This is a genomic window from Shewanella sp. BJSY2023SW001 (genome assembly GCF_047314685.1).
GTDB classification, from domain to species: domain Bacteria; phylum Pseudomonadota; class Gammaproteobacteria; order Enterobacterales; family Shewanellaceae; genus Shewanella; species Shewanella indica.
Genome location: NZ_JBKORF010000042.1, coordinates 50,757 through 74,766 on the forward strand (window position 1 = coordinate 50,757; position 24,010 = coordinate 74,766).

25 protein-coding genes are annotated in these 24,010 nt (G+C 58.2%); 19 read left to right on the forward strand and 6 right to left on the reverse strand.

Going from position 1 to position 24,010, the window contains the following annotated elements; genetic code table 11:
- Positions 1-5: 5 nt before the first annotated feature.
- Genes ACMHXH_RS10000 through ACMHXH_RS10060 form a run of 13 tightly spaced genes read left to right on the forward strand, consistent with a single transcriptional unit; the run spans position 6 to position 14,223 of the window.
- Complete coding sequence (locus ACMHXH_RS10000) at positions 6-1,376, forward strand: AMP-binding protein (protein WP_319619134.1); 1,371 nt, start codon at positions 6-8, stop codon at positions 1,374-1,376.
- Complete coding sequence (locus ACMHXH_RS10005) at positions 1,369-1,731, forward strand: thioester dehydrase (protein ID WP_335911674.1); 363 nt, start codon at positions 1,369-1,371, stop codon at positions 1,729-1,731. Before ACMHXH_RS10000 ends, ACMHXH_RS10005 begins: the two co-directional genes overlap by 8 nt.
- Positions 1,728-3,440: a glycosyltransferase family 2 protein gene (locus ACMHXH_RS10010; protein ID WP_052248142.1), complete on the forward strand. Its 1,713-nt coding sequence runs from the start codon at positions 1,728-1,730 to the stop codon at positions 3,438-3,440. Before ACMHXH_RS10005 ends, ACMHXH_RS10010 begins: the two co-directional genes overlap by 4 nt.
- Positions 3,437-4,990: an HAL/PAL/TAL family ammonia-lyase gene (locus tag ACMHXH_RS10015; RefSeq protein ID WP_144361434.1), complete on the forward strand. Its 1,554-nt coding sequence runs from the start codon at positions 3,437-3,439 to the stop codon at positions 4,988-4,990. Before ACMHXH_RS10010 ends, ACMHXH_RS10015 begins: the two co-directional genes overlap by 4 nt.
- The gene (locus ACMHXH_RS10020) at positions 4,987-5,424 is read left to right on the forward strand and encodes an acyl-CoA thioesterase (RefSeq protein WP_039034678.1); all 438 of its coding nucleotides are present in this window, start codon (positions 4,987-4,989) and stop codon (positions 5,422-5,424) included. Before ACMHXH_RS10015 ends, ACMHXH_RS10020 begins: the two co-directional genes overlap by 4 nt.
- On the forward strand, positions 5,421-6,272 hold the full coding sequence (locus tag ACMHXH_RS10025) for a LolA family protein (RefSeq protein WP_052248143.1): 852 nt from the start codon (positions 5,421-5,423) through the stop codon (positions 6,270-6,272). The genes ACMHXH_RS10020 and ACMHXH_RS10025 overlap by 4 nt, the downstream gene beginning before the upstream one ends.
- Entirely contained in the window at positions 6,272-8,629 is a 2,358-nt protein-coding gene (locus ACMHXH_RS10030) for an MMPL family transporter (protein ID WP_335911673.1), read from the forward strand. The genes ACMHXH_RS10025 and ACMHXH_RS10030 overlap by 1 nt, the downstream gene beginning before the upstream one ends.
- Positions 8,626-9,882 (forward strand): NAD(P)/FAD-dependent oxidoreductase, encoded by a 1,257-nt coding sequence (locus ACMHXH_RS10035; protein WP_144361437.1) that lies wholly within the window; start codon positions 8,626-8,628, stop codon positions 9,880-9,882. The genes ACMHXH_RS10030 and ACMHXH_RS10035 overlap by 4 nt, the downstream gene beginning before the upstream one ends.
- Positions 9,879-10,562, forward strand: coding sequence for a DUF3261 domain-containing protein (locus tag ACMHXH_RS10040; RefSeq protein WP_335911672.1), 684 nt, complete (start codon positions 9,879-9,881; stop codon positions 10,560-10,562). Before ACMHXH_RS10035 ends, ACMHXH_RS10040 begins: the two co-directional genes overlap by 4 nt.
- 31 nt (positions 10,563-10,593) lie before the next feature.
- Positions 10,594-11,784 (forward strand): beta-ketoacyl-[acyl-carrier-protein] synthase family protein, encoded by a 1,191-nt coding sequence (locus tag ACMHXH_RS10045; RefSeq protein ID WP_335911671.1) that lies wholly within the window; start codon positions 10,594-10,596, stop codon positions 11,782-11,784.
- Positions 11,781-12,272: a hotdog family protein gene (locus ACMHXH_RS10050; RefSeq protein WP_335911670.1), complete on the forward strand. Its 492-nt coding sequence runs from the start codon at positions 11,781-11,783 to the stop codon at positions 12,270-12,272. Before ACMHXH_RS10045 ends, ACMHXH_RS10050 begins: the two co-directional genes overlap by 4 nt.
- On the forward strand, positions 12,269-12,994 hold the full coding sequence (locus ACMHXH_RS10055; RefSeq protein ID WP_039034684.1) for a 3-ketoacyl-ACP reductase FabG2: 726 nt from the start codon (positions 12,269-12,271) through the stop codon (positions 12,992-12,994). Before ACMHXH_RS10050 ends, ACMHXH_RS10055 begins: the two co-directional genes overlap by 4 nt.
- Complete coding sequence (locus tag ACMHXH_RS10060) at positions 12,991-14,223, forward strand: beta-ketoacyl-ACP synthase (RefSeq protein WP_039034685.1); 1,233 nt, start codon at positions 12,991-12,993, stop codon at positions 14,221-14,223. Before ACMHXH_RS10055 ends, ACMHXH_RS10060 begins: the two co-directional genes overlap by 4 nt.
- Positions 14,224-14,313: 90 nt before the next feature.
- Here ACMHXH_RS10060 and ACMHXH_RS10065 read toward each other — a convergent pair whose 3' ends face one another.
- Complete coding sequence (locus ACMHXH_RS10065) at positions 14,314-15,441, reverse strand: HD-GYP domain-containing protein (RefSeq protein WP_071476373.1); 1,128 nt, start codon at positions 15,439-15,441, stop codon at positions 14,314-14,316.
- Between the two features lie 146 nt (positions 15,442-15,587).
- On the opposite strand from ACMHXH_RS10065, the gene ACMHXH_RS10070 reads away from it, so the two are divergent.
- Positions 15,588-15,908: a rhodanese-like domain-containing protein gene (locus tag ACMHXH_RS10070; protein ID WP_039034686.1), complete on the forward strand. Its 321-nt coding sequence runs from the start codon at positions 15,588-15,590 to the stop codon at positions 15,906-15,908.
- Positions 15,909-16,151: 243 nt separating this feature from the next.
- On the opposite strand, the gene ACMHXH_RS10075 is transcribed toward ACMHXH_RS10070, so the two are convergent.
- The 5 genes from ACMHXH_RS10075 to ACMHXH_RS10095 all read right to left on the reverse strand — a co-directional run bounded on the left by ACMHXH_RS10075 (position 16,152) and on the right by ACMHXH_RS10095 (position 19,653).
- Positions 16,152-16,745 carry an FMN-dependent NADH-azoreductase gene (locus ACMHXH_RS10075; protein ID WP_025010143.1) on the reverse strand — a complete coding sequence of 198 codons (594 nt, stop codon included), beginning with the start codon at positions 16,743-16,745 and terminating at the stop codon, positions 16,152-16,154.
- Between the two features lie 210 nt (positions 16,746-16,955).
- Entirely contained in the window at positions 16,956-17,426 is a 471-nt protein-coding gene (locus ACMHXH_RS10080; RefSeq protein WP_039034729.1) for a thioesterase domain-containing protein, read from the reverse strand.
- 1 nt (position 17,427) lies between these two features.
- On the reverse strand, positions 17,428-17,865 hold the full coding sequence (gene dtd, locus ACMHXH_RS10085; RefSeq protein WP_028780049.1) for a D-aminoacyl-tRNA deacylase: 438 nt from the start codon (positions 17,863-17,865) through the stop codon (positions 17,428-17,430).
- Positions 17,862-18,854, reverse strand: coding sequence for an alpha/beta fold hydrolase (locus ACMHXH_RS10090; protein WP_233962857.1), 993 nt, complete (start codon positions 18,852-18,854; stop codon positions 17,862-17,864). The genes dtd and ACMHXH_RS10090 overlap by 4 nt, the downstream gene beginning before the upstream one ends.
- Positions 18,805-19,653: a virulence factor BrkB family protein gene (locus ACMHXH_RS10095; RefSeq protein WP_143078395.1), complete on the reverse strand. Its 849-nt coding sequence runs from the start codon at positions 19,651-19,653 to the stop codon at positions 18,805-18,807. The genes ACMHXH_RS10090 and ACMHXH_RS10095 overlap by 50 nt, the downstream gene beginning before the upstream one ends.
- Before the next feature lie 221 nt (positions 19,654-19,874).
- Between ACMHXH_RS10095 and ACMHXH_RS10100 the strand changes: the two genes are divergently transcribed.
- The 5 genes from ACMHXH_RS10100 to ACMHXH_RS10120 all read left to right on the forward strand — a co-directional run bounded on the left by ACMHXH_RS10100 (position 19,875) and on the right by ACMHXH_RS10120 (position 24,008).
- Positions 19,875-20,093 (forward strand): hypothetical protein, encoded by a 219-nt coding sequence (locus tag ACMHXH_RS10100; RefSeq protein WP_028780047.1) that lies wholly within the window; start codon positions 19,875-19,877, stop codon positions 20,091-20,093.
- A gap of 20 nt (positions 20,094-20,113) precedes the next feature.
- A complete protein-coding gene (locus tag ACMHXH_RS10105) occupies positions 20,114-20,764 on the forward strand; it encodes a DUF2959 domain-containing protein (protein WP_039034687.1) in 651 nt (216 codons plus the stop codon).
- Between the two features lie 182 nt (positions 20,765-20,946).
- Complete coding sequence (locus ACMHXH_RS10110; protein ID WP_039034732.1) at positions 20,947-22,161, forward strand: 4Fe-4S binding protein; 1,215 nt, start codon at positions 20,947-20,949, stop codon at positions 22,159-22,161.
- Positions 22,162-22,314: 153 nt separating this feature from the next.
- A complete protein-coding gene (locus tag ACMHXH_RS10115) occupies positions 22,315-23,367 on the forward strand; it encodes an XdhC family protein (protein WP_071476370.1) in 1,053 nt (350 codons plus the stop codon).
- Positions 23,364-24,008: an NTP transferase domain-containing protein gene (locus tag ACMHXH_RS10120; protein WP_071476369.1), complete on the forward strand. Its 645-nt coding sequence runs from the start codon at positions 23,364-23,366 to the stop codon at positions 24,006-24,008. Before ACMHXH_RS10115 ends, ACMHXH_RS10120 begins: the two co-directional genes overlap by 4 nt.
- Positions 24,009-24,010 lie beyond the last annotated feature (2 nt).

Genomic DNA, 24,010 nt, shown 5'->3' on the forward strand with positions numbered 1-24,010 from the left:
CAGTTATGACAGAGTTATTGAAAACCTGGCTTACCCAAGGCCCAGCAGGGCAACAACTGATCAGTTTTAACCACCATGACATAGTCACGGGTTCACTGTTCGCCACCCAGGTCTATCATCTGCATCAGCGCCTGCAAGCCCGGTCGGAAAAGCGTTGGTTACTGGCCTGCGACAGCAGCGATCTGTTCGCCGTTGGCCTCTGTGCCGCCCTGTTGTCGGGCAAGCAGATCATACTGCCGGCCAACACTCAGCCGGGGACTCTGAGCGAACTGACCCAGGAGTTTGATGCCATAGTGTCAGACCGCCCCCTGTGTGAGGGCAAGATCTGGCTCGAGCTGAAAAAAGAGCTGTCACTGCCCCACTCGCCCTGGCCGCAGATGGCCGAGGGGGATGAGTTCGGCGAACTGCTGCTGTTCACCTCAGGCTCCAGCGGCCAACCCAAGGCGGTTCGCAAGCGCCTGCAGCAACTGGATGCCGAAGTCAGTGTGCTGGAGCAGACCTTCGCCGCTCACCTGCCACAGTGCAGTGTGATTGCCACCGTCAGCCACCAGCATATCTATGGCTTGCTGTTTAAGATTCTCTGGCCACTGGCGGCCAGTCGCCCCTTCCTCAGCGATCTGGTGGAATACCCGGAAACCCTGAGTTATTACACCGCCCTGTTTCCCAACCTGTGCCTGATCAGCAGCCCGGCGCAGCTGTCGAGGCTGCCGGATGCGCTGGAGCATGAACGCCAGCTGCACACTCCCAGCCTGATCTTCAGCTCCGGCGGGCCCCTGAGCCTGGAAGCCGCCCAAGGGGTCAAGCGCTGCTACGGTAGCCTGCCAATCGAGGTCTACGGCAGCACGGAAACCGGCGGCATAGGTTATCGGCGCCAACAGAGCAGCGATACCCCCTGGCAGGCCTTTACCCCCATGGAGCTGAGCAATGACAGCGACGGCGCTTTGCTGCTGCGCTCCCCCTATCTCGAAGACGACGGCCAATACCGCTGTGAAGACAAGGTTCGGCTGCTGGGCGAAGGCCAGTTCTGCCTCGAAGGCCGCTTGGACCGCATCGTCAAGATAGAGGAAAAGCGCTTGTCTCTGGTGCAGATGGAAACCTTGCTCAACGCCCATCCCTGGGTGACCCAATCGCATCTGGTGCTGCTGGAAAACCCCAGAGTGCAACTGGGCGCGGCGGTAGAGCTTTCCGCCGCCGGCAAGGCACAGCTCGAAGCCGAGGGCAAACTCAGCATCAACAACGCCCTCAAGGCCCATCTGCTGAGCCAATTTGAACGTGTGACTCTGCCAAGGCGCTGGCGCTATCCACAGCAGCTGCCGCTCAATGCCCAGGGCAAGTTGCTCAAAAACGATATTCTTGAGCTGTTTGATCATGATTAAGTCTGTTCTTCCGCCCATTGTTCAACACCGGCATCAGGACAATGAAGCCAGTTGGCGCCTGAGCATTGCGGCCGAGCTGCCTATGTTTACCGGCCACTTTCCCGGCCAGCCGGTATTGCCCGGCGTGACTCAACTGGACTGGGCCGTGCGTCTCGGCAGCCAGGCATTCGGCTATGATGCCGAAGTCGCGGTACTCGAGGTGCTCAAGTTTCAGCAACTGCTGTTGCCGAATATGCAAGTCACCCTCAGCATCAGCAATAACCCCGCCAAGGGTAAACTGAGCTTCAGCTACAGCGACGGCGAACAGAAGTTCGGCTCGGGTCGTATCGCCTTCAAGACAGAGGCCAAGCAATGAAGCTGGCGCTGATCATCCCCAATTACAACCACAGGGGCCATATCGCTGCGACGCTGGAAGCCCTCAAACCGCTGGGGCTGCCCTGCTTTTTGATCAACGACGGCAGCGACGATGAGACCCGATATCTGTTGCAACAGTTGGCCGAACAGCACAGCGACTGGGTCAGCCTGCTGCATCACCCTTACAACCGCGGCAAGGGCGCCGCCGTGATGACAGGCCTGCGCGCCGCCTGGGCCGCGGGTTTTTCCCATGGCCTACAGGTGGACGCCGACGGCCAACATAATCTGGAAGATATTCCGGCGCTAATCGCCAGGGCGCAGCTCAACCCCAAGGCGCTGATCTCCGGCCTGCCGCAATATGATGATTCCGTGCCCAAGGGTCGGCTCTACGGCCGTTACCTGACCCATTTTTGGGTCTGGGTCGAGACCCTGAGCCTGGATATCCGCGATTCCATGTGCGGCTTTCGAGTCTATCCACTGGCGGCCACCGAGGCCCTGCTTAGCAGCGAAGCCCTCGGCGAGCGGATGGACTTTGATATCGAAGTCATGGTGCGTCTCTACTGGCGCGGTGTTGCCATAGAGCATATCCCCACCAAGGTGATCTACCCGGAAGACGGCAGCAGCCATTTTCAGGGGCTGGCCGACAATGTGCGGATCAGCAAGCTGCACAGCAGGCTGTTTTTCTCCATGCTGTGGCGCAAGCTCAAGGGGCAGAAACTGGGGCCAACCCAAGCGGCACAAGACAACCCCCAAGGCGCTCATTGGTCCAACATCAAGGAGCGGGGCAGCTACTGGGGTATCAAGCTGCTGGCCGAGAGCTATCGTTTCGGCGGCCACTGGCTGGCGCGGGCAATAATGTACCCGGTGATCTGTTATTTCTTTATCACGGGGCGACAGGCCCGCGAGGCATCACAAGCGTTTTTAAAGCGGGTTCAGGCACTGGAGCCACAGCACCCGAGTCTCGGTCAGCCGGTGACTTGGCGCGACAGCCTGCGCCACTTCTTCGCCTTCGGCAATGCCGCACTGGATCGCATCGATGCCTGGTGCGATCGCATTCGTTTGCAACAGGTGGAGTTCAGCGACCGTCAGCAGTTGGCCGAGCAGTTACAAAGTGGCCAGGGAGCCGTGTTGCTGGTGTCTCACCTTGGCAATATCGAGCTGTGCCGCGCCATCTCCATTCACCAGCGCAAGGTGAAGGTCAATGTGATGGTGATGACCCGCAATGCCGAAAACTTCAACCGGGTGCTCAAACAGCTGAACCCGGACAGTGAACTCAACTTACTTCAGGTCACCGAACTCAACCCGGCCACCTCCATGTTGTTGCAAAGCAAGGTCGAGGCCGGTGAATTGGTGGTGATTGCCGCCGATCGCACCTCCAGCCATAGCCCGGGTCGCACGGTGAAAGTGCCGTTCCTCGGCGAGATGGCGCCCTTCCCCCAGGGCCCCTTTATTCTGGCCGGTCTGCTGGACTGCCCCATCTACACCATGTTCTGCCTGCGGGAGCAGCAGGGCTATAAGGTCTGGTTAGAGCCCTTCGAGCAGAGCCTCAAAGGCCCGAGATCCGAGCGGCAGCAGCGGCTGCAACAGGCAGCAGGCCTCTATGCCCAGCGACTGGAACATTTTGCCCGCAAGGCACCACTGCAGTGGTTTAACTTTTTCGATTTTTGGCGGCAGGACCAAGTTGCTGACCGCCCCAAGGACAATTCATGAGCGCAACAGTTAAGGCCACCAAGACGGTCGGCTTCGGCCAAACATCACTGACACTGGAGCAGGTGGTTGCCATCGCCAAAGGGGCGCCGGTAACCCTCAACGCCAGTGCAGAGTACCGTGACTATATCCAGCGCGGCGCCCACTTTATCGACAGCCTGCTCCATGAAGAAGGCGTGGTCTATGGGGTCACCACAGGCTATGGCGATTCCTGTACCGTCAATGTCGGCCCGGATCTGGTACACGAGTTGCCGCTGCATCTGTCGCGCTTTCATGGCTGCGGCATGGGCAAGGTGCTGGAGATCCCCCAGGCCAGAGCCGTGATGGCCTGCCGCCTCAACTCACTGGCCGTGGGTAAGTCCGGTGTCAGCTATGAGCTGCTGGAGCGCATAGCCCTGCTGCTGAACCTCAACATAGTGCCGGTGATCCCGGAGGAAGGCTCTGTGGGTGCCAGCGGCGATCTCACGCCACTGTCATATCTGGCCGCCGTACTGGTTGGCGAACGGGAGGTCTTCTATCAAGGACAGCGCCGCGCCACCAGCGAGGTCTATGCCGAACTTGGGATCAGCGCCCTCAAGCTCAGGCCCAAAGAGGGCCTGGCACTGATGAACGGCACCGCCGTGATGACGGCGCTGGCTTGTCTGGCCTATGACAGGGCCGAGTACCTGAGCCGCCTGTGCGCCCGCATTACCGCTATGGCCTCGCTGACACTCAAGGGCAACTCCAACCATTTCGACGAGATACTGTTTGCCGCCAAGCCGCACCCGGGGCAGAACCAGGTCGCGGCCTGGATCCGTGAAGACCTCAACCACCACGAGCACCCACGCAACTCTGACCGACTGCAGGACAGATATTCGATTCGCTGCGCGCCGCACATTATCGGGGTCTTGGCCGATGCCCTACCCTTTATGCGCCAGTTTATCGAGACCGAACTCAACAGTGCCAACGACAACCCGATAGTGGACGGCGAGGGGGAACATATTCTCCACGGCGGCCACTTCTATGGCGGCCATATCGCCTTTGCCATGGACAGCCTCAAGAATGCGGTGGCCAATTTGGCGGATCTGCTGGACAGGCAGATGGCTCTGGTGATGGATCCCAAATTCAACAACGGCCTGCCTGCCAACCTGTCGGCCAGCCAGGGCGAGCGCAGCCCCATCAACCACGGTTTCAAGGCAGTGCAGATAGGTTGCTCGGCCTGGACCGCCGAGGCGCTGAAACACACTATGCCCGCCAGCGTGTTCTCGCGCTCTACCGAGTGCCACAACCAGGACAAAGTCAGCATGGGCACCATTGCCGCCCGTGACGCCCTGCGGGTATTGGAACTGACCGAGCAGGTGGCCGCTGCCGCACTGCTGGCCATGAGTCAGGGGATCCGCCTGCGCCTGCTCGCCGGTGAACTGGAACGTGAGTCGCTGACCGAGTCAGTGGCCACCACTTTGGCGCAGCTGGAAGCCGACTTTGAACTCTTGATTGAAGACAGGCCGCTGGAAGCCTTGTTGCGGCAAACCCTGGCCAAGATCCAAGCCGGGGAGTGGGAGGTGTGCCGATGAAAGCCATCCTCAGCACTGAAATAGAGCTGGAGATCCCCTTCCACGATGTCGATTCCATGGGCATTACCTGGCACGGCAACTATCTGCGTTATTTTGAGATAGCCCGCTGCAAGCTGCTGGACAGGTTCGACTACGGCTACCGCCGAATGCAGGAGTCGGGTTACGCCTGGCCGATAGTGGATCTGCAGCTGAAATACGTCAAACCCAGCCGTTTCGAGCAGAAGATCCGGGTGAGTGCCGCCCTGGTTGAGTGGGAAAATCGGCTGAAGATCAACTACCAAATTTGCGACGCCGCCCTTGGTGAGCGCCTCACCAAGGGCTACACCATACAGGCCGCAGTGGATATGCAGACCCAGGAACTGTGCTTGGTGACCCCGCCGGTGTTCCGTGAGCGCCTGGCGCCCTTTATCGCGGCCGCCGAGGCCAAGTCATGAAACCCTCAGCTTTCGGCTTTCGGCTCACTCGGCAGCCCGCCCTACTGCTTGGGCTGCTGGGACTGGTTTGGTTTGGCGCCGCTTGCAGCAACATGGCTTTAGGAGAAGTGGCGCCAGCCACTATGGCATTGGGAGAAGTGGCGCCGGCCACTATGGCACTGGGAAAAGTGGCGGCTGATAACACTCAGACAGAGCCGGTGGCAGTGTTGGCCACCGAAGCCAAGGGAAGAGTCAGGCCGGAGGCGCAAGCATTCGACAAACTCTTTGCCAAGGCGGCCACAGAGCAGGCTCTGCAACAGTTAAGCACTAAGATGGCCCTCAGCGACAGCAGCCGAGGCCAGTTTGAGCAGGTGCGCTGGCTCAGGGTGCTGAAACAGCCACTTCGCAGCAGCGGCGAATTTCTGTTTCAACGAGAGCTGGGCATGCTCTGGCAACAGCAGACTCCCTTCGACAACCTCTTGCTGCTGAAACAGGGCGAGCTTATCCAGCAGGACAGCCAGGGCAAACTCAGTGTCACCAAGGCCGATGCCGGCCCGGCGGCCGTGGCTGAAATGCTGCCGCGCATGATGCAATCACTGCTCTCCGGTGATATTCAGGCATTGAGCCAGGGGTTTGAACTCTATCTGCTCAATGACCAAGCGGGTCATTGGCAACTGGGACTCAAGGCCAAGGAGCAGACAATGGCGGCTCAGCTGCCGCAAATGGTGCTCGAAGGCAATCAGGATCTCGAATCTCTGACCCTGCTGGCCAAGAACGGCGATATCAGCCAGATATTCTTCTCTGAACTGGACAAATCACCACTCAATGACAGCGAGCGCGCTCGCTTCTTTCCCGAGGTGACCCCCTGATGTCGCCTCGCCCTGAACCCACTCGTCCCAGGCTCTCGGCGCCGGTTGGCCTACTGTTGTGGCTGGGGCTGCTGACACTGCTCATTCTGCTTGGCGTCTGGCAGTGGCAACAGGGCGGCCGTATTCAGAGCGACATTCTCGCCATGCTGCCCAAGGTGCAGGAAGATCCGCTCGCCGAAGCGGCGCTGAAACGCATGGAGCAGAAACTGGGCAATCAGCTGTATATCGGCCTGATTGCCAATGATAAGCCTCAGGCGATCAACGCCGGCAAACAGCTGCAAAATGCGCTGAAAAAGGAGCAAAACGCCTTTAAGAGAGTGCGCAGCGCCGAGGCCGACAGCTTCAGCGCCCTGGGGCGTTTCTATTTCCCCTATCGCATGGGGCTGCTCAGTGACAGCCAGAGGCAGCAACTCGCTAGCGGTGAATTAACCACTCTGATTCAAAACGCGCAGCAACAGCTCTATAGCGCCTTTGGCGCCGCCGGCAGCGACCTGATTGCCGAAGATCCGCTGTTGCTGTTCCCCGACTGGCTCAAGTCGCTGGCCGAGGGCCGCAGTCTCATCCAGGCAGATGGCATAATGTTGGCACCAACGCCGCAAGGCCAGTATGCAGCCATAGTGATGGCCGAGGGCATAGGCAGCGCCTTTAACCCGCAGCAACAGGCAACCCAGCTCAAGGCGCTGGAGCAGGCCTTGGCGCCTCTGCCGCAAGATATTCGAGTGCTCAAGGCCGGCGCCCTGTTTCATGCTGCGGCCGCCACAGAATCGGCCAAGAGCGAGATCAACCGTATCGGATTAGTCTCCCTGCTTGGAGTGATCCTGCTGGTGCTGCTGGCGTTTCGCTCCTTGATGCCGCTGACGGTGGCACTGCTCACCCTGGGCAGTGGATTTCTGGCGGCGACAGTCACGACCCTGACACTGTTTGGCGAACTGCATCTGCTGACCCTGGTGTTCGGCACCAGCCTTATCGGAATCGCCATCGACTACAGCTTTCACTTCTACTGCGAGCGCTTGCAACATCCCAAGGCTTCTCCCAGGCAGGTTATTGGCCTGATATTCCCGGCCGTGACCCTGGCCTTGATCACCAGTATCGGCGCCTACCTGGGCATAGGCTTGGCGCCTTTCCCCGGCATGCAACAGGTGGCCGTGTTCTGTGCCAGCGGGCTGATTTTCACCTGGCTGACACTGCTGCTGGCGTATCCGGCTATAGCCGCCAGCCCCTTGCTTGCCGGAGACAGCCGCCTGGCGCTGGCTGGCCGCTTGCTGAATCTCTGGCAAATTCTCGGTCGGCGCAGCAGTCTGTTAATCCTAGTGCCATTGGGGTTACTGCTGCTGTTTGGCGGCATTGACCTCAAGACCAACGATGATATCCGCGCGCTGCAGAGCAGCCCACCAGCGGTCAGCGAGCCGGAAAATGCCCTCAGGCAACTGCTGAGTGGCGGCACGGACAATCAGTTCCTGCTGGTTCGGGGTGACAGCGCCGAGGAGATGCTGCAGCGTCTCGAACAGCTGGCGCCCGGGCTCAAGCGTTTGATTGCGAAAGGCAAACTCGGCAACAGCGTCAATATCGCCCGCTACTTGCCGAGCATCAAACGCCAGCAGCAAGATCATCAGCTGCAGGGGCTTATCTATCGCCAAACAGATACAGTTTTGGACACCCTGGGGCTGAATGCCGAGCTGGCCGGGCCGCTCTCGAGGCAATGGGCCGAATTCCAGCCGCTCTCGGCCACAGACTGGCTCGCCAGTGAAGGGGCTAAATCCTCAGGGCTGAGTGACCTCTACCTCGCCCCCACTGACGGAATATCGGCTCACGCCGCCATAGTGCTGCTCGGTGGCATCCGCGATCTCGACGCCCTCAAGCAGCTGGCAAGCAGCAACCCGGGCGTGCAGTTGGTCGACAAGGTCGCCGATATCTCGGCGCTGATGGCCAAATACCGTCAATTGACCCTGATGATGCTGGCGCTGGCACTGCTGTTGGCGGCGGTGATTTTCAGCTGGCGCTTTGGTTTGCGCCGCGGCCTTTGGGTGGCGCTGGTGCCGACTCTGGCGGCGATTCTGACTCTGGGCGCCCTTGGCTGGCTCGGCAGCGGCTTAACCCTGTTTCATGCCCTGGCACTGGTGTTGGTGTTCGGCATAGGCGTGGACTACAACCTGTTTTTTGCCGAAGCCAAACAGCATCCCAGAGGCGTGATGTTGGCGGTGCTGATGTCTGCCGCCTCCACCCTGCTGGCCTTTGGCCTGCTGGCTTTGAGTGACACCTATGCCATTGCCGCCTTTGGTATAACCCTGGCGCTGGGCATAGGTTTTACCCTGTTACTCGCTCCCCTAACCTCAACTCTTACAAGGAATGCAAAGTGAACACTGCCAATGCCGTGGAACAAGTCGATGTGGTCATTATCGGTGCCGGGCCATCCGGCTCGGTCGCGGCCAGTCTGCTGAAACAACAAGGAGTAGATGCCCTGGTGCTGGAGCGGGCCCAATTTCCACGCTTTTCCATCGGAGAGAGCCTGCTGCCCTGCTGCATGACAGTACTGGAGCAGGCTGGGATGACAGAAGCCGTAGCCGAGGCCGGGTTTCAGTTTAAAAACGGCGCCGCCTTTCGGCGCAACGGCCGCTACACCACCTTTGATTTCAATGACAAGTTTACCCCGGGCCCCGGCACCACCTTTCAGGTTCCCCGAGGCCAGTTCGACAAACTGCTGGCCGATACCGCCAGTACCCAAGGGGTAGAGATACGTTATGGCCAGACAGTCACCGCGGTGGATCTCAGCGCAGAGCCACGGCTGACAGTGGCAGACGAAAATGGACGAGTCTATTCAGTGCAGGCCAAATATCTGCTGGATGCCAGTGGCTTTGGCCGGGTACTGCCAAGATTGCTGCAGCTGGAATGCCCCTCCAGCCTGCCGGCCCGCTCGGCCATCTTTACCCATATTGAGGACAATATCAGCGACCCGGAGTTTGACCGCAACAAGATCCTTATCAGCGTGCATCCGCGCAACAAGGATATCTGGTATTGGTTGATCCCCTTCAGTAACGGCACCTGTTCGCTGGGGGTGGTGGCCGAACCGCACCTGCTGGCAAGACTCGAAGGCAGCCTGGAGCAGCAACTGCGCACCATAGTCAATGAAGAGCCAGGGCTGGAGGCGCTGCTTAAAGACGCCAGAGTGATCCGCGACTGCGCCACCTTGAAGGGCTATTCGGCCAATGTCAGCACCCTGGCCAGCGACAAGTTTGCCCTGCTGGGCAATGCCGGTGAGTTTCTCGACCCGGTATTCTCCTCCGGGGTGACCATAGCCATGCACTCGGCCAGTCTGGCCTGCAACTGTCTGGTACGCCAGCTCAAGGGGGAAGCGGTAGACTGGCAGCAGGATTATGCCGAGCCCTTGATGCTGGGGGTCAACACCTTCCGCACCTATGTGGAAGCCTGGTATGACGGCAGATTCCAGGAGGTGATCTTCTTTGAAGACGCCAACCCGAAAATAAAACAGATGATCTGCTCTATCCTGGCGGGCTACGCCTGGGACAGCAACAACCCCTTTGTCAGTGAATCCCGGCGCAGATTGGATCTGGTGGTGAACCTCTGCCGCGACGCTGTCGAGGAAGCCTTATGACAGCCGCTGTTACCCGCTTGCTGCTGCTTGCCACTGTGCTGGTTGGCCTGAGTGGCTGCAGCCAGCTATTGTATCGCCAAACCTGCGTTGCCCTGGCAAAGGATGTCAGTTATTGTCTGGCGCCGCTGCCGCTGAACCAGGCCGCGCCCAAGGGACAAACCTCTGATACCAAGGCTGCCAAAGACGCAAAGCAACCAGATGAGCCCCAGGGCAGTGACTCGGTTCAAACTCAAACTTTGGAGCAAACGCTCAGTCTCAGCCAGCAGGTGCGGCTGCAACGAGGGGAGCAGAGCCATGAGCTTATCAGCCAACTGGAACTGCAGCCGCAGCAGATGACTGTGGTGGGGCTGGCACCTCTGGGCCAAGCACTGTTTACCTTGATCTACGATGGACATACACTGACCAGCGAGCAGAGTGTACTGCTCGGCAATGAGTTTAAAGCAGAATATCTGCTGGCCTTGCTGCAACTCATCTATTGGCCGGAGGAAAAGCTGAACGCTTATCTGGATGGCGCCAGGGTGAAACTGGAAGATTGCGCCGCCGTCCTGTGCCGGGTATTGCTGAGCAATGACAATCGCGAGCTGATGCGGATAAGTTACTCCAGCCCCAACATTTGGCATGCAAAAGTGACCTTGAACATGCCGCAGGCCGATTTAAAACTGAACATTAAGCCCCTGTAATGGATACAGGGCCGGATCCCAAAACAGAGATATGACAACTACAGCCATAAATCATGCGGGTTTTTGTACCCCTCTCGGCAACCGGGCCGACGAGGTGCTTAACGCCTTGCTCGCCGGTGACAGCCGCGGCATGGTCAGCCGCGACAACCTGTTGTTTGAACGGCCGGCCATAGTCGGGGTAGTGAACAGCGAATTACCGGCCATTCCCGCCGAGTTTGCCGACTATGACTGTCGTAACAACGCCCTGTTGCTGTGCGCCGCCCTGCAAATCACCCCGGCGGTGGAAGCCGCCAAGGCCAAATATGGCAAGGAGCGCATCGCGGTTGTCATAGGCACCAGCACCTCAGGGATCTCCAAGGGCGAAGAAGCACTGGAGTACCGCAATCGCCACGGCCATTTCCCCTCGGATTACCACTATTTTCAGCAGGAGCTGGGGGGCACCAGTCGCTTCCTGCAAGCCTGGTTCAAGCTGAGCGGCCCCTGTTACACACTGTCGACGGCTTGCTCCTCCAGCGCCAAGGTGTTTGCCGCCGGTAAACGGCTGTTGCATGCCGGACTGTGCGACATGGTGATAGTCGGCGGGGTCGACAGCCTGTGCCAATTGACCCTCAACGGCTTCGATGCACTTGAGTCTGTCTCCAAGGGGCATTGCAATCCTTTCAGCGCCAACCGCGACGGCATCAACATAGGTGAAGGCGCGGCGCTGTTTACCCTGGAGAGAGGAAGCGGCCAGGTGCTGCTGTCCGGTGTCGGCGAGTCGGCCGATGCCCACCATATCTCGGCGCCCCATCCCGAGGGCAGCGGTGCGATTGCTGCCATGGAGATGGCACTTAAGCAGGCGGGGCTGACGCCTGATGACATCGACTATGTCAATCTGCACGGCACTGCCACCCCCAAGAATGACGCCATGGAAAGCCGCGCCATGCACTCGGTATTTGCCGAAGCACTGCCGCCTTGCAGTTCCACCAAACCCTTGACCGGCCACGCACTGGGCGCCGCCGGGGCATTGGAAGCGGTATTCTGCTGGCTGCTGTTGTCGCCCCTCAACCCTGATGGGCAACTGCCGCCGCATCTGTGGGACTGTGAGCAGGATGGCAAGGATCCCGCACTGCCGCTGGTCAAACAGGGTAGCCGCCACTCACTGAATCACCTGATGAGTAACTCCTTCGCCTTTGGCGGCAGCAATGCCAGCCTGATCTTCAGCCGTGGAGCCCCTGAATGACCCAGCCTTTAACCGAGCGTGATATCGCCGATTTTCTGCCCCACAGGGCGCCCATGATACTGATAGACGCCGTGGTCGAGCACAGCCAAGACAGGCTGCTGACCAAGGTGAAGATTACCGAGCAGAGCCCCTATTTCGATGACGCCCGGGCTCTGGTGCCCAATTATGTCGGCATAGAATATATGGCCCAGAGCATAGCGGCTCTGGCCGGAGTGGAAGCCGAGGCCCGCGGTGATATTATCCGGGTCGGTTTTTTGCTGGGCAGCCGTAAGCTCAGCATGTATACCCCGGGATTCCTGCCCGGACGCGAATACCTGACTCAGGTGCAGCGCCTCTATCAGGAAGACACGGGACTGGCAGTGTTCGACTGCCGCATCTTTGATGGCGACACAGAGATCGCCAGCGCCAATGTAAACGTTTTTCAGCCCCAGGACACCCAGGCCTATATTGCCGGTAGTCTGGAGGCGATGCAGGGAGATTCCGCATGACAAAGAGAGTTTTGGTCACAGGTTCCAGCCGCGGCATAGGCAAGGCTATCGCCCTGCGTCTGGCGCAATCCGGCTTTGATATCGCCCTGCACTTTCATGCCAATCGAGCGGCCGCCGAGGCCAGCGCCGCCGAAATCCAAGCCTTGGGCGTCAAGGTCAGCCTGCTGCAGTTTGATGTTGCCGAGCGCCAGACCTGCCGCCAAGTCATTGAGGCCGACATCGAAGCCAACGGTGCCTATCACGGCCTGGTTCTCAATGCCGGTATCGCCCGCGATACGGCTTTCCCGGCGATGACAGAGGCCGAATGGGATGGCGTCATCCACACCAATCTCGATGGTTTCTACAATGTGATCCATCCGGCGCTGATGCCGATGATCCAACGGCGCAAGGGCGGCCGCATCATTACACTGTCTTCGGTTTCCGGTTTGGCCGGTAACCGTGGCCAGGTGAACTACAGCGCCTCCAAGGCCGGTATCATAGGCGCCACCAAGGCGCTGGCATTGGAGCTGGCCAAACGCAAGATCACGGTCAACTGCATCGCTCCCGGGATCATCGAAACCGAAATGGTTGATACCTTCAGCCCCGAACTGGTACAGCAACTGGTGCCGTTGCGGCGCATGGGCCAGCCTGAAGAGATAGCGGCCCTGGCCAACTTCCTGATGTCTGACGAAGCCGGTTACATCACCCGCCAGGTGATCTCGGTCAACGGAGGCATGCTATGAGCCGCAGGGTGGTGATTACCGGCATGGGCGGCATTTCTGCCCTGGGCCAGGATTGGGACAGCGTCAAAGCCAAGCTGCAGGCAGGCCAAAATGCCGTGGTTCGCATAGATGAATGGGACAGGTTCGACGGCCTGCATACCCGTCTGGCGGCGCCGGTCAGCGACTTCAGCACTCCGGCGCACTATTCGCGCAAGAAGATCCGCTCCATGGGGCGGGTGTCTCTGATGGCCACCCGCGCCAGTGAAATGGCGCTGGAGGATGCCGGCCTGTTGCATGATCCTCTGATAGCCTCAGGTGCCATGGGCATAGCCTACGGTTCTTCCACCGGCAGTACAGAACCCATCACCGCCTTTGGCGACATGCTCAAACACGGCGATATGAGCGGCGTTACCGCCACCAGTTATATCCGCATGATGGCCCATACCACGGCGGTCAATGTCGGGGTATTTTTCGGCCTCAAGGGGCGGGTGATAACCACCAGCAGCGCCTGTACGTCCGGCAGCCAGGGCATAGGTTATGCCTATGAAGCCATCAAGTATGGCCAGCAGGATTTGATGCTGGCCGGGGGCGGCGAAGAACTCTGCCCCACAGAAGCTGTTGTTTTCGACACCCTGTTTGCCACCAGTACCCGCAACGACACTCCCGAGTTGACCCCCAGGCCTTTCGATCGCGACCGGGACGGCCTGGTGATAGGCGAAGGCGCCTGCACCCTGGTGCTCGAAGAGCTGGAGCATGCCAAGGCCAGAGGCGCGCGCATCTACGCCGAGGTACTGGGTTTCGGTACCAACTCAGACGGCCTGCATGTGACGCAACCGAACGCCGACACCATGGAAAAGGCGATTCGACTGGCGCTCAAAGACGCCAAGATAGCGCCGCAGCAGATAGGCTATGTCAACGCCCACGGTACGGCCACCGACCGCGGCGATACCGCCGAGAGCCGGGCTACCGCCGCAGTATTTGGCGAACAGATGCCGATTTCATCGCTGAAGAGCTATACCGGCCATACCCTGGGCGCTTGCGGCGCGCTGGAGGCCTGGTGGAGCATTATGATGATGCGTGACGGCTGGTTTGCACCCACCATCAACCTGGAGAATATTGCCGAGGACTGCGCCGAACTGGATTATATTCGCGCCGAAGGCCGGGCACTGGATACCGACTTGGTGATGAGCAATAACTTTGCCTTTGGTGGCATCAATACTTCGTTGATCTTCCGCCGCTGGCAGGACTGAGCTTAGCCATAGAAAGCCCCTGGAAGCCCTATAAAACCTGAAGAAGCCCAAGAAGCTTTAGCGGAATGCATCGGCACTGCAGGCCGCTTTTCATGCCGCCTTGTCATCGCGGCAGCGCCCCATAATATCCAGGATCTGTGTAGTCGAAGCCGCCAAGGCTTCGACACAGTGGCCGTCCAGTTTGCCGGCGGCCACCATGCTTCTCAACTCACGAAAACAGGCGTCCAGTGGCCAGGCCTGCTTATAGGGTCGCTCGCTGCTGAGGGCATCGAAGATATCCGCCACAGTCACTATTCTGGCTTCAATCGGCACCTCTTCACCCTTCAAACCTCGGGGATAGCCGCTGCCATCCAGATACTCATGATGACAGGCCACTATGTTGAGCATGATGGCCGAATCCGGCAGATGCGCCAGACCAAAATCCCCCAGCACCTTGCGGATCAGGCTCTCGCCCTTATCCACATGGGTCTCCATCAGAGTGCGCTCATCTATGCTTAAGGGCCCCTCTTTCAACAACACTTTGTCCGGAATACCTATCTTGCCTATGTCATGCAGCGGCGCAAACTGGGTGATATGTTCTATCTGCTCATCACTCAGGCCATATTTGGGTGCGACTATGCCGGCGATCAGGCCCGAATACGCCGCCATGCGATCCAGGTGCGCACCGGTTTCAAAGTCGCGTAGGTCGGCAAAGTCCCTTGCCACCTGAGCCGAGGCGAGAATAGTGCGCACCGCACTGAGTTCGGCGCACAGAGACATATTGATCAAGTTGGCATAGAGCACCATATCCCGCTGCGCCTTGGCATCGAAGGCCGCCACGCGGTATGAATCGAAAAACAGAAACCCCAGAAACCTCTGTTCATCGTAGAGGGGCACAGTAAAGGAAGAGTTGTAATCCTGCTCCAGCAGCCAACGTGAATGGCTGTTTTCCGGCAAGATATTGGCCTTGATATCGTCTATCACCCGATACTGCCCTGTGTCGGCCAGCTGGCTGAGCACCGGGCTGTCGGACATGGGATATTCATAACCCACTATGGCCTGCCCCCTGTGAGTGCTGTTAATAAAGGTTTTTAGCAGCCCGGTCGAATCGTGATACAGGGCACAGGCGATACGATCCACCCAAGGGTAGCTGAGCAACAGATGCTCGTGAATGCGTTCCAAGCGCTCAGAAGCGTTGTGCCCCTGCAACCAGAAGGATGACAGCATATTCTTGTCCATACACTATTTTCAAATCATTTCCTTTTTCCAAAGGATAGAACAAAAAACAGCCCTGGCGAGAAAACGACCTGCATCCAGGCCATTGCATTTTCAACTCCATAAGATTAACCTTATTAAAAAATTTCTAATTGATAGAGAGTCTGAAAATGCAAACTAACGCCAATCCACAAGACGGCCGCCTGAGCCCTGAGCAGTGCCATCAGATGATCGCCAAGGGAGTCCGGGTACTGGATGTCCGCTCGGCCGCCGAATATGCCGAAGGGCACCTGCCACAGGCGGTGAATGTGCCGCTGGATACCCTGGATACCTGGCTAAAGCAGCAACCGAATAAGCAGGAACCCTTTGTGCTCTATTGCGGCGCCGGCATGCGCGCCCAAAAAGGCTGCGACATTCTGCGAGCCAATGGCTTTGATTGCGTGCTCAACGGCGGCGCCTTCAAGGAGCTGGTCTGCGGCAAGCCTGAGTAACCAAAATGACAAGCAAGCCCGGGCGATTTCAGATAAGCCAACATCGCGGCCAAGCCTCTGCGCGGGTGCGTTATCGCGAGCAGTGGCCCGCCGAAGGGGTTAATGCCGCTTGCCCCCTTTGCAGCGAGGCGCTAGAGCCGGACAAGCCGCCACAAAAAAGCCCCGGGGAGTCACCTCCGGGGCAGTAGAACCAAATCAGTCAAGCAACTGGCGTTCAGATTGATGGTGGAAGAGATGTTTGCCTCAGGCAGAGATGGCCGCCAGCGAAGATTTGGCTGCTGAAATACCCTTAGCGTTGGCATCCGGGCCCATGTTCAGCGCTTCACCGTAGACTGTTTCCACTTCGGTAATTCCAATAAAGCCCAGCACGGTTTTCAGATAAGGCACCACATGGTCTGTGGTCGAGTCTTTGTGTACCCCACCCCGGGTAGTGATCACTACCGCACGCTTACCAGTGATAAGACCCACAGGGCCATTTTCTGTGTAACTGAAACTCACACCGGCGCGGGCAATCAGGTCAATCCAGTTTTTCAACTGAGTCGGAATACCGAAGTTATACATGGGCGCAGCTATTACTAGAGTGTCGTGATCTTTCAGTTCCTGGATCAGCTCATCAGACAAGGCCAACGCCTGTTGCTGGCGCTCGCTCAGCTGTTCGCCGCCGCGCAGGCCGGTGGCAATTTCACCGTCCAGTACCGGCAGCGGCTCGGCCGCCAGATCCCTGACTGTGATGCTGGAACCCTGCTCCTGCCAATGCTTGATCAGATGGTCGACCAAGAGACCGGACTGAGAGTAACCACCCAGGATGCTGGATTTCAAAACTAATACTTTGCTCATGATACTGCTCCGCTTCGATTCAGGAATTTGTTTGAGTCAGAGCTTTTGCTCCAATCTATGCTGAGCAGTTTACTGATGGATAAAATAGAAAAAAAGCGGAGAAAATTTGATATTAAATTCGATTTTTTAGAAAGGAAAGGCTGTTATCCAGGGCTTATCACTCAAGGCTTACAAGGTTAAAACCGAACCTGTAAGCCTAGGTAATCCCAGCTAGGACAGGGTCGGCTCTTGCTTGGGCTGGCTGACGTAAACCCCCAAGAAAGAAGCACAGCAAAGGCCGCGACTCCAGAGTTCCACCTCCAGCCTGACTTTGACCCTGCGCCCTTCACTCAAAGGCGTCAGTGACACGCCCGGCCAGCTGACTCTGGCCTCGATCAACTCACCGGGATTGGCAGTCACCGGCGCCCGATAACGGATCTCGGCCTGGGCCAGCACTATATCACCACTCACTCCGGCCCGCTGCTGTTGCAGCCAGAGCATGCCCCAGCCACACAGAGTGCACAGGGTATAGATACTGCCGGCAAACATGGTCTGATGCAGATTGATGTTGGGCGGCAGCGGTGCACCGACACGAAATTCTGTGCCATCAAAAGCCAGTGGCCGGATCCCCATAAAGGCACTGACGGGGATGGTGCCATGCCAGGTGGTTTCCAGCTGCTTAAGCAGTGATGGCTCAGACATATCAAACACTCAGATTAAAGGTCACTGGCCCGTCGTTCAGCAGTTCCACCTGCATATCGGCAGCGAAGCGGCCGGTTTCTGTGGTCACCCCCTTGCTGCGGCAAAATGCCACAAAGGCTTCATAGAGCTCTTCGGCCTGAGCCGGACTGGCACCACCCGAGAAACTGGGACGTAGACCGCGGCTGGTATCGGCCGCCAGGGTAAATTGCGACACCACCAACAACTGCCCGCCAACCTGAGTCAGATTGAGGTTCATCTTGCCGTTGTCATCGCTGAACACCCGGTAATTCATCACCTTGGTGGCCAGCTTTTCCATCGCCGCCATATCATCCTGGCGTTCAACGCCCAACAATACCAACAAACCTTTATCTATGGCGCCGGTCACTTCATCGGCAACCGTTACCTTGGCACGGCTGACTCTCTGTATCAGGGCGATCAATCCTGACTCCTTAATTCTGCTTCACAAGAGGCCGCAGTGTCGCCCATAGCACACAGGGCTGCAACCACGGCGTGACGCATTTTATCATCCACCAGCGAGTGATGACCTCCGGCCACCAGCTGCAACTCGATCGGGCAGCTCTGGCGCGCAAGCTGAGCCTGCAGCAAGTGAGTTGGACAGACCCAGTCGTTTTCCCCCTGCAGCAAGCGGGTATGTTTCGGCCAGTTATTGAGCCCTGCATCAAACAGACTCATGGCTTCGAAATAGTGATGGCGGGCATAGTGAAGTTCGATTCTGGCCATATTGCTGTCCCTAGGCGCCCTTGGCGGCGGCAACAGCCCCCCGGGTAAAGACAGATGCTGCTCCCAGCGCAACCAACTGCGGATATAATCCTGGGCATTGAGGCAGGTAAATCCCTTGGCATAACTTTCCAGCAGCGCCGCAGTGCTGCGCTCACTCCTGGATAGCCAGCGGGAAAAGCCATGATAGTCCACCGGGAAACGGCTGGCGGCGCCAGCAGCACCATAGAGCCAATCGCGGCCCTCGGCAGAGGGGATAAAGCTGCCCCAATATGTCTGGGCTATGACCCGCTCAGGGAATAAACCGCCGTACACCAGCCCCAAGGTTGCCCCGAACGAGCCCCCCGCCAGACACCAGCGCGGCAACTGCAGCGCCTTTCTGACCGACTCGAGATCATCGAGCAGGCCCTGGAAGTGATTCTGCGCCAGGCCTTTCTCGGAACGCGATAAGCCTGCGCCCCTTTGATCCAGAAACAATAAGCGAAAGCGGCGCAGATCAAACAGCGCCAACTCTTCAAGGCTGCAACCGGCGCCGGGCCCGCCGTGCAGATACAGCAGCGGAATGCCTTCCGGGTTGCCGAATTGCGCCAGATACAGGCGGTGGCCACCACCAACCTCCAGCCAGTCGCGGGCAAACGGATTATGCCGATCCGGGTTCATCATCCAGCGGCTCCAATGGTTCTTCGCCATCGAGGAATTCCGGCAAAGAAGCGGTGATCTCGGCTCCCATCAGAACTATCATCCAGGATAGATAGACCCAGACAAACAGTATCGGAATCGTCGCTAAGGCGCCGTAAATCGCCTCGTAGCTGGGGAAGTGAGTCACATACAGGGCAAAGCCTTTCTTGCCCGCCTCAAACAGCAAGGCAGCCACTATGGCCCCGAGCAGGGCATGCAGCAGCTTCACCTTTTGGTTGGGCACCACAGTGTAAAGCAGCAGGAAGGCCGCGACAGAAAACAGAAATGGCAAACGCGCGACAAAGAAACTACCTACACCATAAGTATCGGCTTCATTGAATATTTTCAGCGATACCAAGTAGGAAGTGGCCGCCAGGCTGGCACCCATCAGCACGGGGCCCAGCGTCAGGATCATCCAGTACATGGAAAAAGACACGACAGTCTGGCGTTTTTCTTTGGTGCGCCAGATATAGTTCAGCGCCTTGTCGATGGCGGAGATCAGTAAAATGGCCACCACCACCAAGGCCCCTATACCGACGGCCGTACCCTTGGAGGCGTTGCCGACAAACTCGTTGATATAAACCTGAACCGTATCACCTGCGGCCGGCAAAAAGTTTTGATAAATAAAATTTTCTATCAGTTGCCGCACCCCCTTGAAGACAGGGAAAGCCGACAGCATAGACATGGTAACGGCCACCATTGGCACCAGCGACAGCAGGGTCACATAGGCCAGATGACCGGCTCGGATATTGATTTGATCGTCCTGCAATCTCTGTTTCAGGTGCAGCAGGAAGTGCCAGCAGCCTTTCATAAACAAGCTGAAATTGCGGGTATCTATCTTGTTGCTCACGGTTTTCTCTTGATCCTCTGGGTCTAGTGTCGCTATCTTCGTACAATAATGCCCTGATTACAAAGTGTGATGCTGCCACTGCAGCAGGGCAAAGGAAGCCGAGAATGACGCCAGCGCTATGCATAGGCATGCGCCAAGACCCGTCGTTCAGCGCTTCTCCCATAATTTAAAGGAGAGAGTTAATGTCACAACAAGGATCGGCGGGCAATGTGATTGCCGCGCTGGCAAGCGTATTTTTCCCGGGTCTGGGACAGTTGGTTCAGGGGCGGATCCTGGCCGCACTGATCTTCTTTCTGGTGACAGTCACAGGTTACGCCCTCTGGTGGTTGGTAGTTCCTGCTATCATAGGTGCCATCGCCCATCTCTGGTGCATCATAGATGCCGCCAAATACAAAGCATAAATAGAGAAAAGAGAAAGCTTATGAACAAGATCCTCACCACCGCCCTGGTCAGCCTGGGATTGCTGCTGGGTGGTTGCCAGAGTGCCTATTACGGCGCCATGGAAAAGGTTGGCTATCACAAACGTGACATCATGGTCGACCGGGTCAAAGACGCCAAAGAATCGCAACAGGAAGCACAGGAGCAGTTCAGTTCGGCACTGGAAGAGATGCAGGCGCTGCTGAACCATGACGGCGGCGATCTGGAAAAGGCTTACAACAAGGCCAAAGACGAGTATGAGTCGGCTCAGGAAGCCGCCGATGATGTCAGCAACCGTATCAACAAGGTGGAAGATGTGGCCGAAGCCCTGTTCGATGAGTGGCAAGGGGAAATCGGTGAGATCAGCAAGGCCAGCCTGCGCAGTAAGAGCCAGGCCAAGCTGAAAGAGACCCGCCGCTCCTACGAACAGCTGATCCGCAGCATGCGCCGTGCCGAGAGCAAGATGCCTCCTATCCTGACCTCAATGAAAGACAACATGCTCTACCTCAAGCATAACCTCAACGCCCAGACCATAGGGGCCATCAAGGGTGAGTTTGCCAGTCTGCAGAGCGATATCTCCGGCCTTATCAAAGAGATGAATAAATCCATCGATGAGTCCAACCGCTTTATCGCGGCAATGGAGTCGGGTAACTGACCGTCAAGCCATAGAGAGAGCCCCGCACCGCGGGGCTTTTTTTCAGCTGTGAGCCAGTGCACGAATTTCTCCATCTGCGAATGCAAACTTGGATCTGCTGCACACTTCCTTTTTTGACTCAAGAACTTGTGCCCTTATTTGAGTTCACAATAGGCAGTCGTTTGTTGCTGGCCTCTATTCTCATGACACTGACCGAATCGCTCACCCTCATGCTGGCACTCCTCTATGGTGTCAGCCAACTCTGGTGGAGCGGCCGCCGTTTCGGCGCCGGCCTCACCTTGCTGCTGATTTTAACCGCGCTGCTGATTGGCAGCAGCCCCATGTTGCTGCTGGCCACGCTGACAGCCGTTGGTAGCCTGGCATTGCTGCAGCAACTGCGCCCCGGCTTGCTGCAATCCGAGCCCAGGATCAATAACCTGCGCAGCGGCTGCCAGCACCTGTTGGCGCTGGCGCTGTTTCTGGTCGCGATTCAGTACACCATCAACAGCCTGATGCTCAAGGCCGGAATCACGCCCTGGATTGGGCGCCCGGATGTGGTGGATGCGTTTCTGCCCATCGCCGGCGGTATAGAACTCAAGGCGATAGCCACCCTGGGACTCTGGGATCAAACCCATCCGGCGGCGGCCGTGATGCTGGCGGTGGTGTTGTTGACCGGACTGCTGTGCAAGCGGGCCTTCTGTGGCTGGGCCTGCCCGCTGGGGTTGGCCGGAGAGTACCTCTATCGCCTGCGTAAACGCTTTATCAAGCGCGAATTTATGCCGCCTGCCTGGCTCGACTGGCCACTGCGTATGCTCAAGTATCTGTTGTTGGCGGCGCTGCTCTACATAGTGCTGGGCATGCCGTCTATGGGGATCCCCGGCTACCTGGAAAGTAATTATCACAAGATAGCCGATCTCAAGATGGCGCTGTTTTTCATCACTCCGGGACTCATCACCCTGGCCTGCTTTGGCCTGATCCTTGCCATTGTCGCCTGGCGCCGTCAGGGATTTTGCCGTTACCTATGCCCCTATGGCGCCCTGCTGGGACTGCTGAGTTTTCTCAGCCCGCTGAAAATCCGCCGCGCCCCGGAGCATTGCCTGATAGAGTCCAAGGGGATGAAATGCGACAAGTGCACCCGCGCCTGTCCGGCCGGCATCATAGTGCATACCAAAAATACAGTGCACAGCGATGAATGCCAGGCCTGCATGCGCTGCGTAGCCGCCTGCCCCAAAAAATCGGCGCTGGGGTTCGGCTTGAGCCGCCATCATTTCTGGTCGGCCAAGTCGGTAATGCTGCTGGTCCTTGGACTGCTGTTCCTGCTGCCCTTGATAGCCTATACCTCCGGCTTCTGGGAAAGCCAAACGCCGGATGCGGTTCGGATGCAACTGCTGCAGATGATCGACTATGTAGGTCACTAAACTTAACCACTCAGGCTCGCCGACAGGCGGGCCTTTTTATTACGCTTGCCGCCGAGTTCCACTGCCCCTCCCTGACTTGCCACACCCGGCAAGATTGTTTCCCGGTGCTATTTTATGCAATGCTAACTTCTCCACCAAAAACATGGGAAGTTTATGGCGCACCATCTGCAAACCTTGCTGCAACAATGGGCTCTCAGCGCAGACGAGCCCTGGGTGCTGGCGCTGATCACCTCGGTACAAGGCTCTTCTTATCGCAAACCCGGAGCCATGATGCTGTTTCATCCCCTGGGCCAGAGCCTGGGGATCCTCAGCGGCGGCTGTTTGGAGGCCGATCTGCGCCATCAGGCACACAAGGCGCTGACGGAACAAAGGGTGGTGGAGGTCTGTTATGACGCCCGCGACGATCAGGACGCCAGTTACCAACTGGGATGTGGCGGCTTGGTGAACATCTGCCTGCTGCCTCTGGGGCGGGAGAATCATTTTCTGGCACTCGATGAGTTGCGCCAGGCTCTGAATGCCGGTCAATCCGGCTTCTGGCAGTTGCTGATGCCAAAAGCCGGCGAAGCGCCTGCGGCCCTTGAGGCGCGCTTTTTACCCCAAGGTTCCCCCTCAACCTATGCTGAGCCTCTGCCTTTCCCCGCCAATGACTTTCGCCGCACCGGGATTTGGAGTCAAGAAACCGGGCAGAACGTGCAACAGAGCTGGTTAACCGTACCCGTGGACCCCAAACCTGCGCTTGCGATTTTCGGCGGCGGCCTGGATGCCAAGCCGCTGGCGCAGATGGCTTTGCAACTGGACTGGCAGGTGAGCGTTATCGACCCCAGGGCCGCCTACGCCCGCAGCCATGACTTTGCCGACTGCGACATCATCAAGCAAGCCGCCGACGAGCTGAATGCCGACTGGCTCAAGCGCCAGGACGGCGCCATAGTTATGCACCACAATGTTGAGCTCGACAGCGCCATTCTCAAACGGCTTCAAGTAAGCTGCCCGCGCTATCTGGCGCTATTGGGGCCGACTCACAGGCGCGATAAGGTACTCAAACATGCCGGTCTTGGGCTGGCAGACTTTGCCATGCCACTGGCGGCGCCCGCCGGACTGACACTCGGCGGCGAACTCCCGGGGGCCATCGCCCTCAGCATTTTGGCCCAGTGCCACGGTGTTTTGTTTGATGCGCCCATGACTGGGCTTGAGGGCCTGATGCCATGAGGCTCTTGCCTGTGTTACTGGCCGCCGGAGCATCAAGCCGTTTCGCCGCCGATGACTCAGTGCCCGGCCACGCCAAACTGGCGGCACAGGACAGCCATGGCACGCCGCTGCTGCGCCTCAGCTGGCAGGCGCTGGAGCAGATGCGCGCTCAGGCAAGCCAGAAGTACCCCAAGCTTGAGCTGCTACCGCTGAAAACCATACTCGGCGGCCACAAGGAGCAACTGCAAGCGCTGTTGCCGCCCCATGCCAACTGCCGTTTCAACCCCCTCTGGCAACAGGGGTTGGGGCACTCCATCGCCCTGGCCGCGGAGCAAGCCAAGGCCTGCTCCGCCGATGCCCTGCTACTGGCGCTGGCCGATCAGGTCGCGCTCACTAGTGCCGATTACCTTGAATTGCTCGACTGTTGGCTGGGCAGCCAACTCAGCAGCAGCGCCTTTTACCGGGATGCCCCCGGCGCGCCTGCTATCTTTAATGCCACAGACTTCAACGCCCTTTGCCAACTGCAGGGTGACCGAGGGGCCAAGGCCCTGCTGACCGAGAAATTACAACAACAACGACTGGGCCGGATAGTGCTGCACCGCGCCGCCATAGACATAGACACGGGTACAGATCTCAGACGCCTCAACCAGCACAAGGAGTGAAC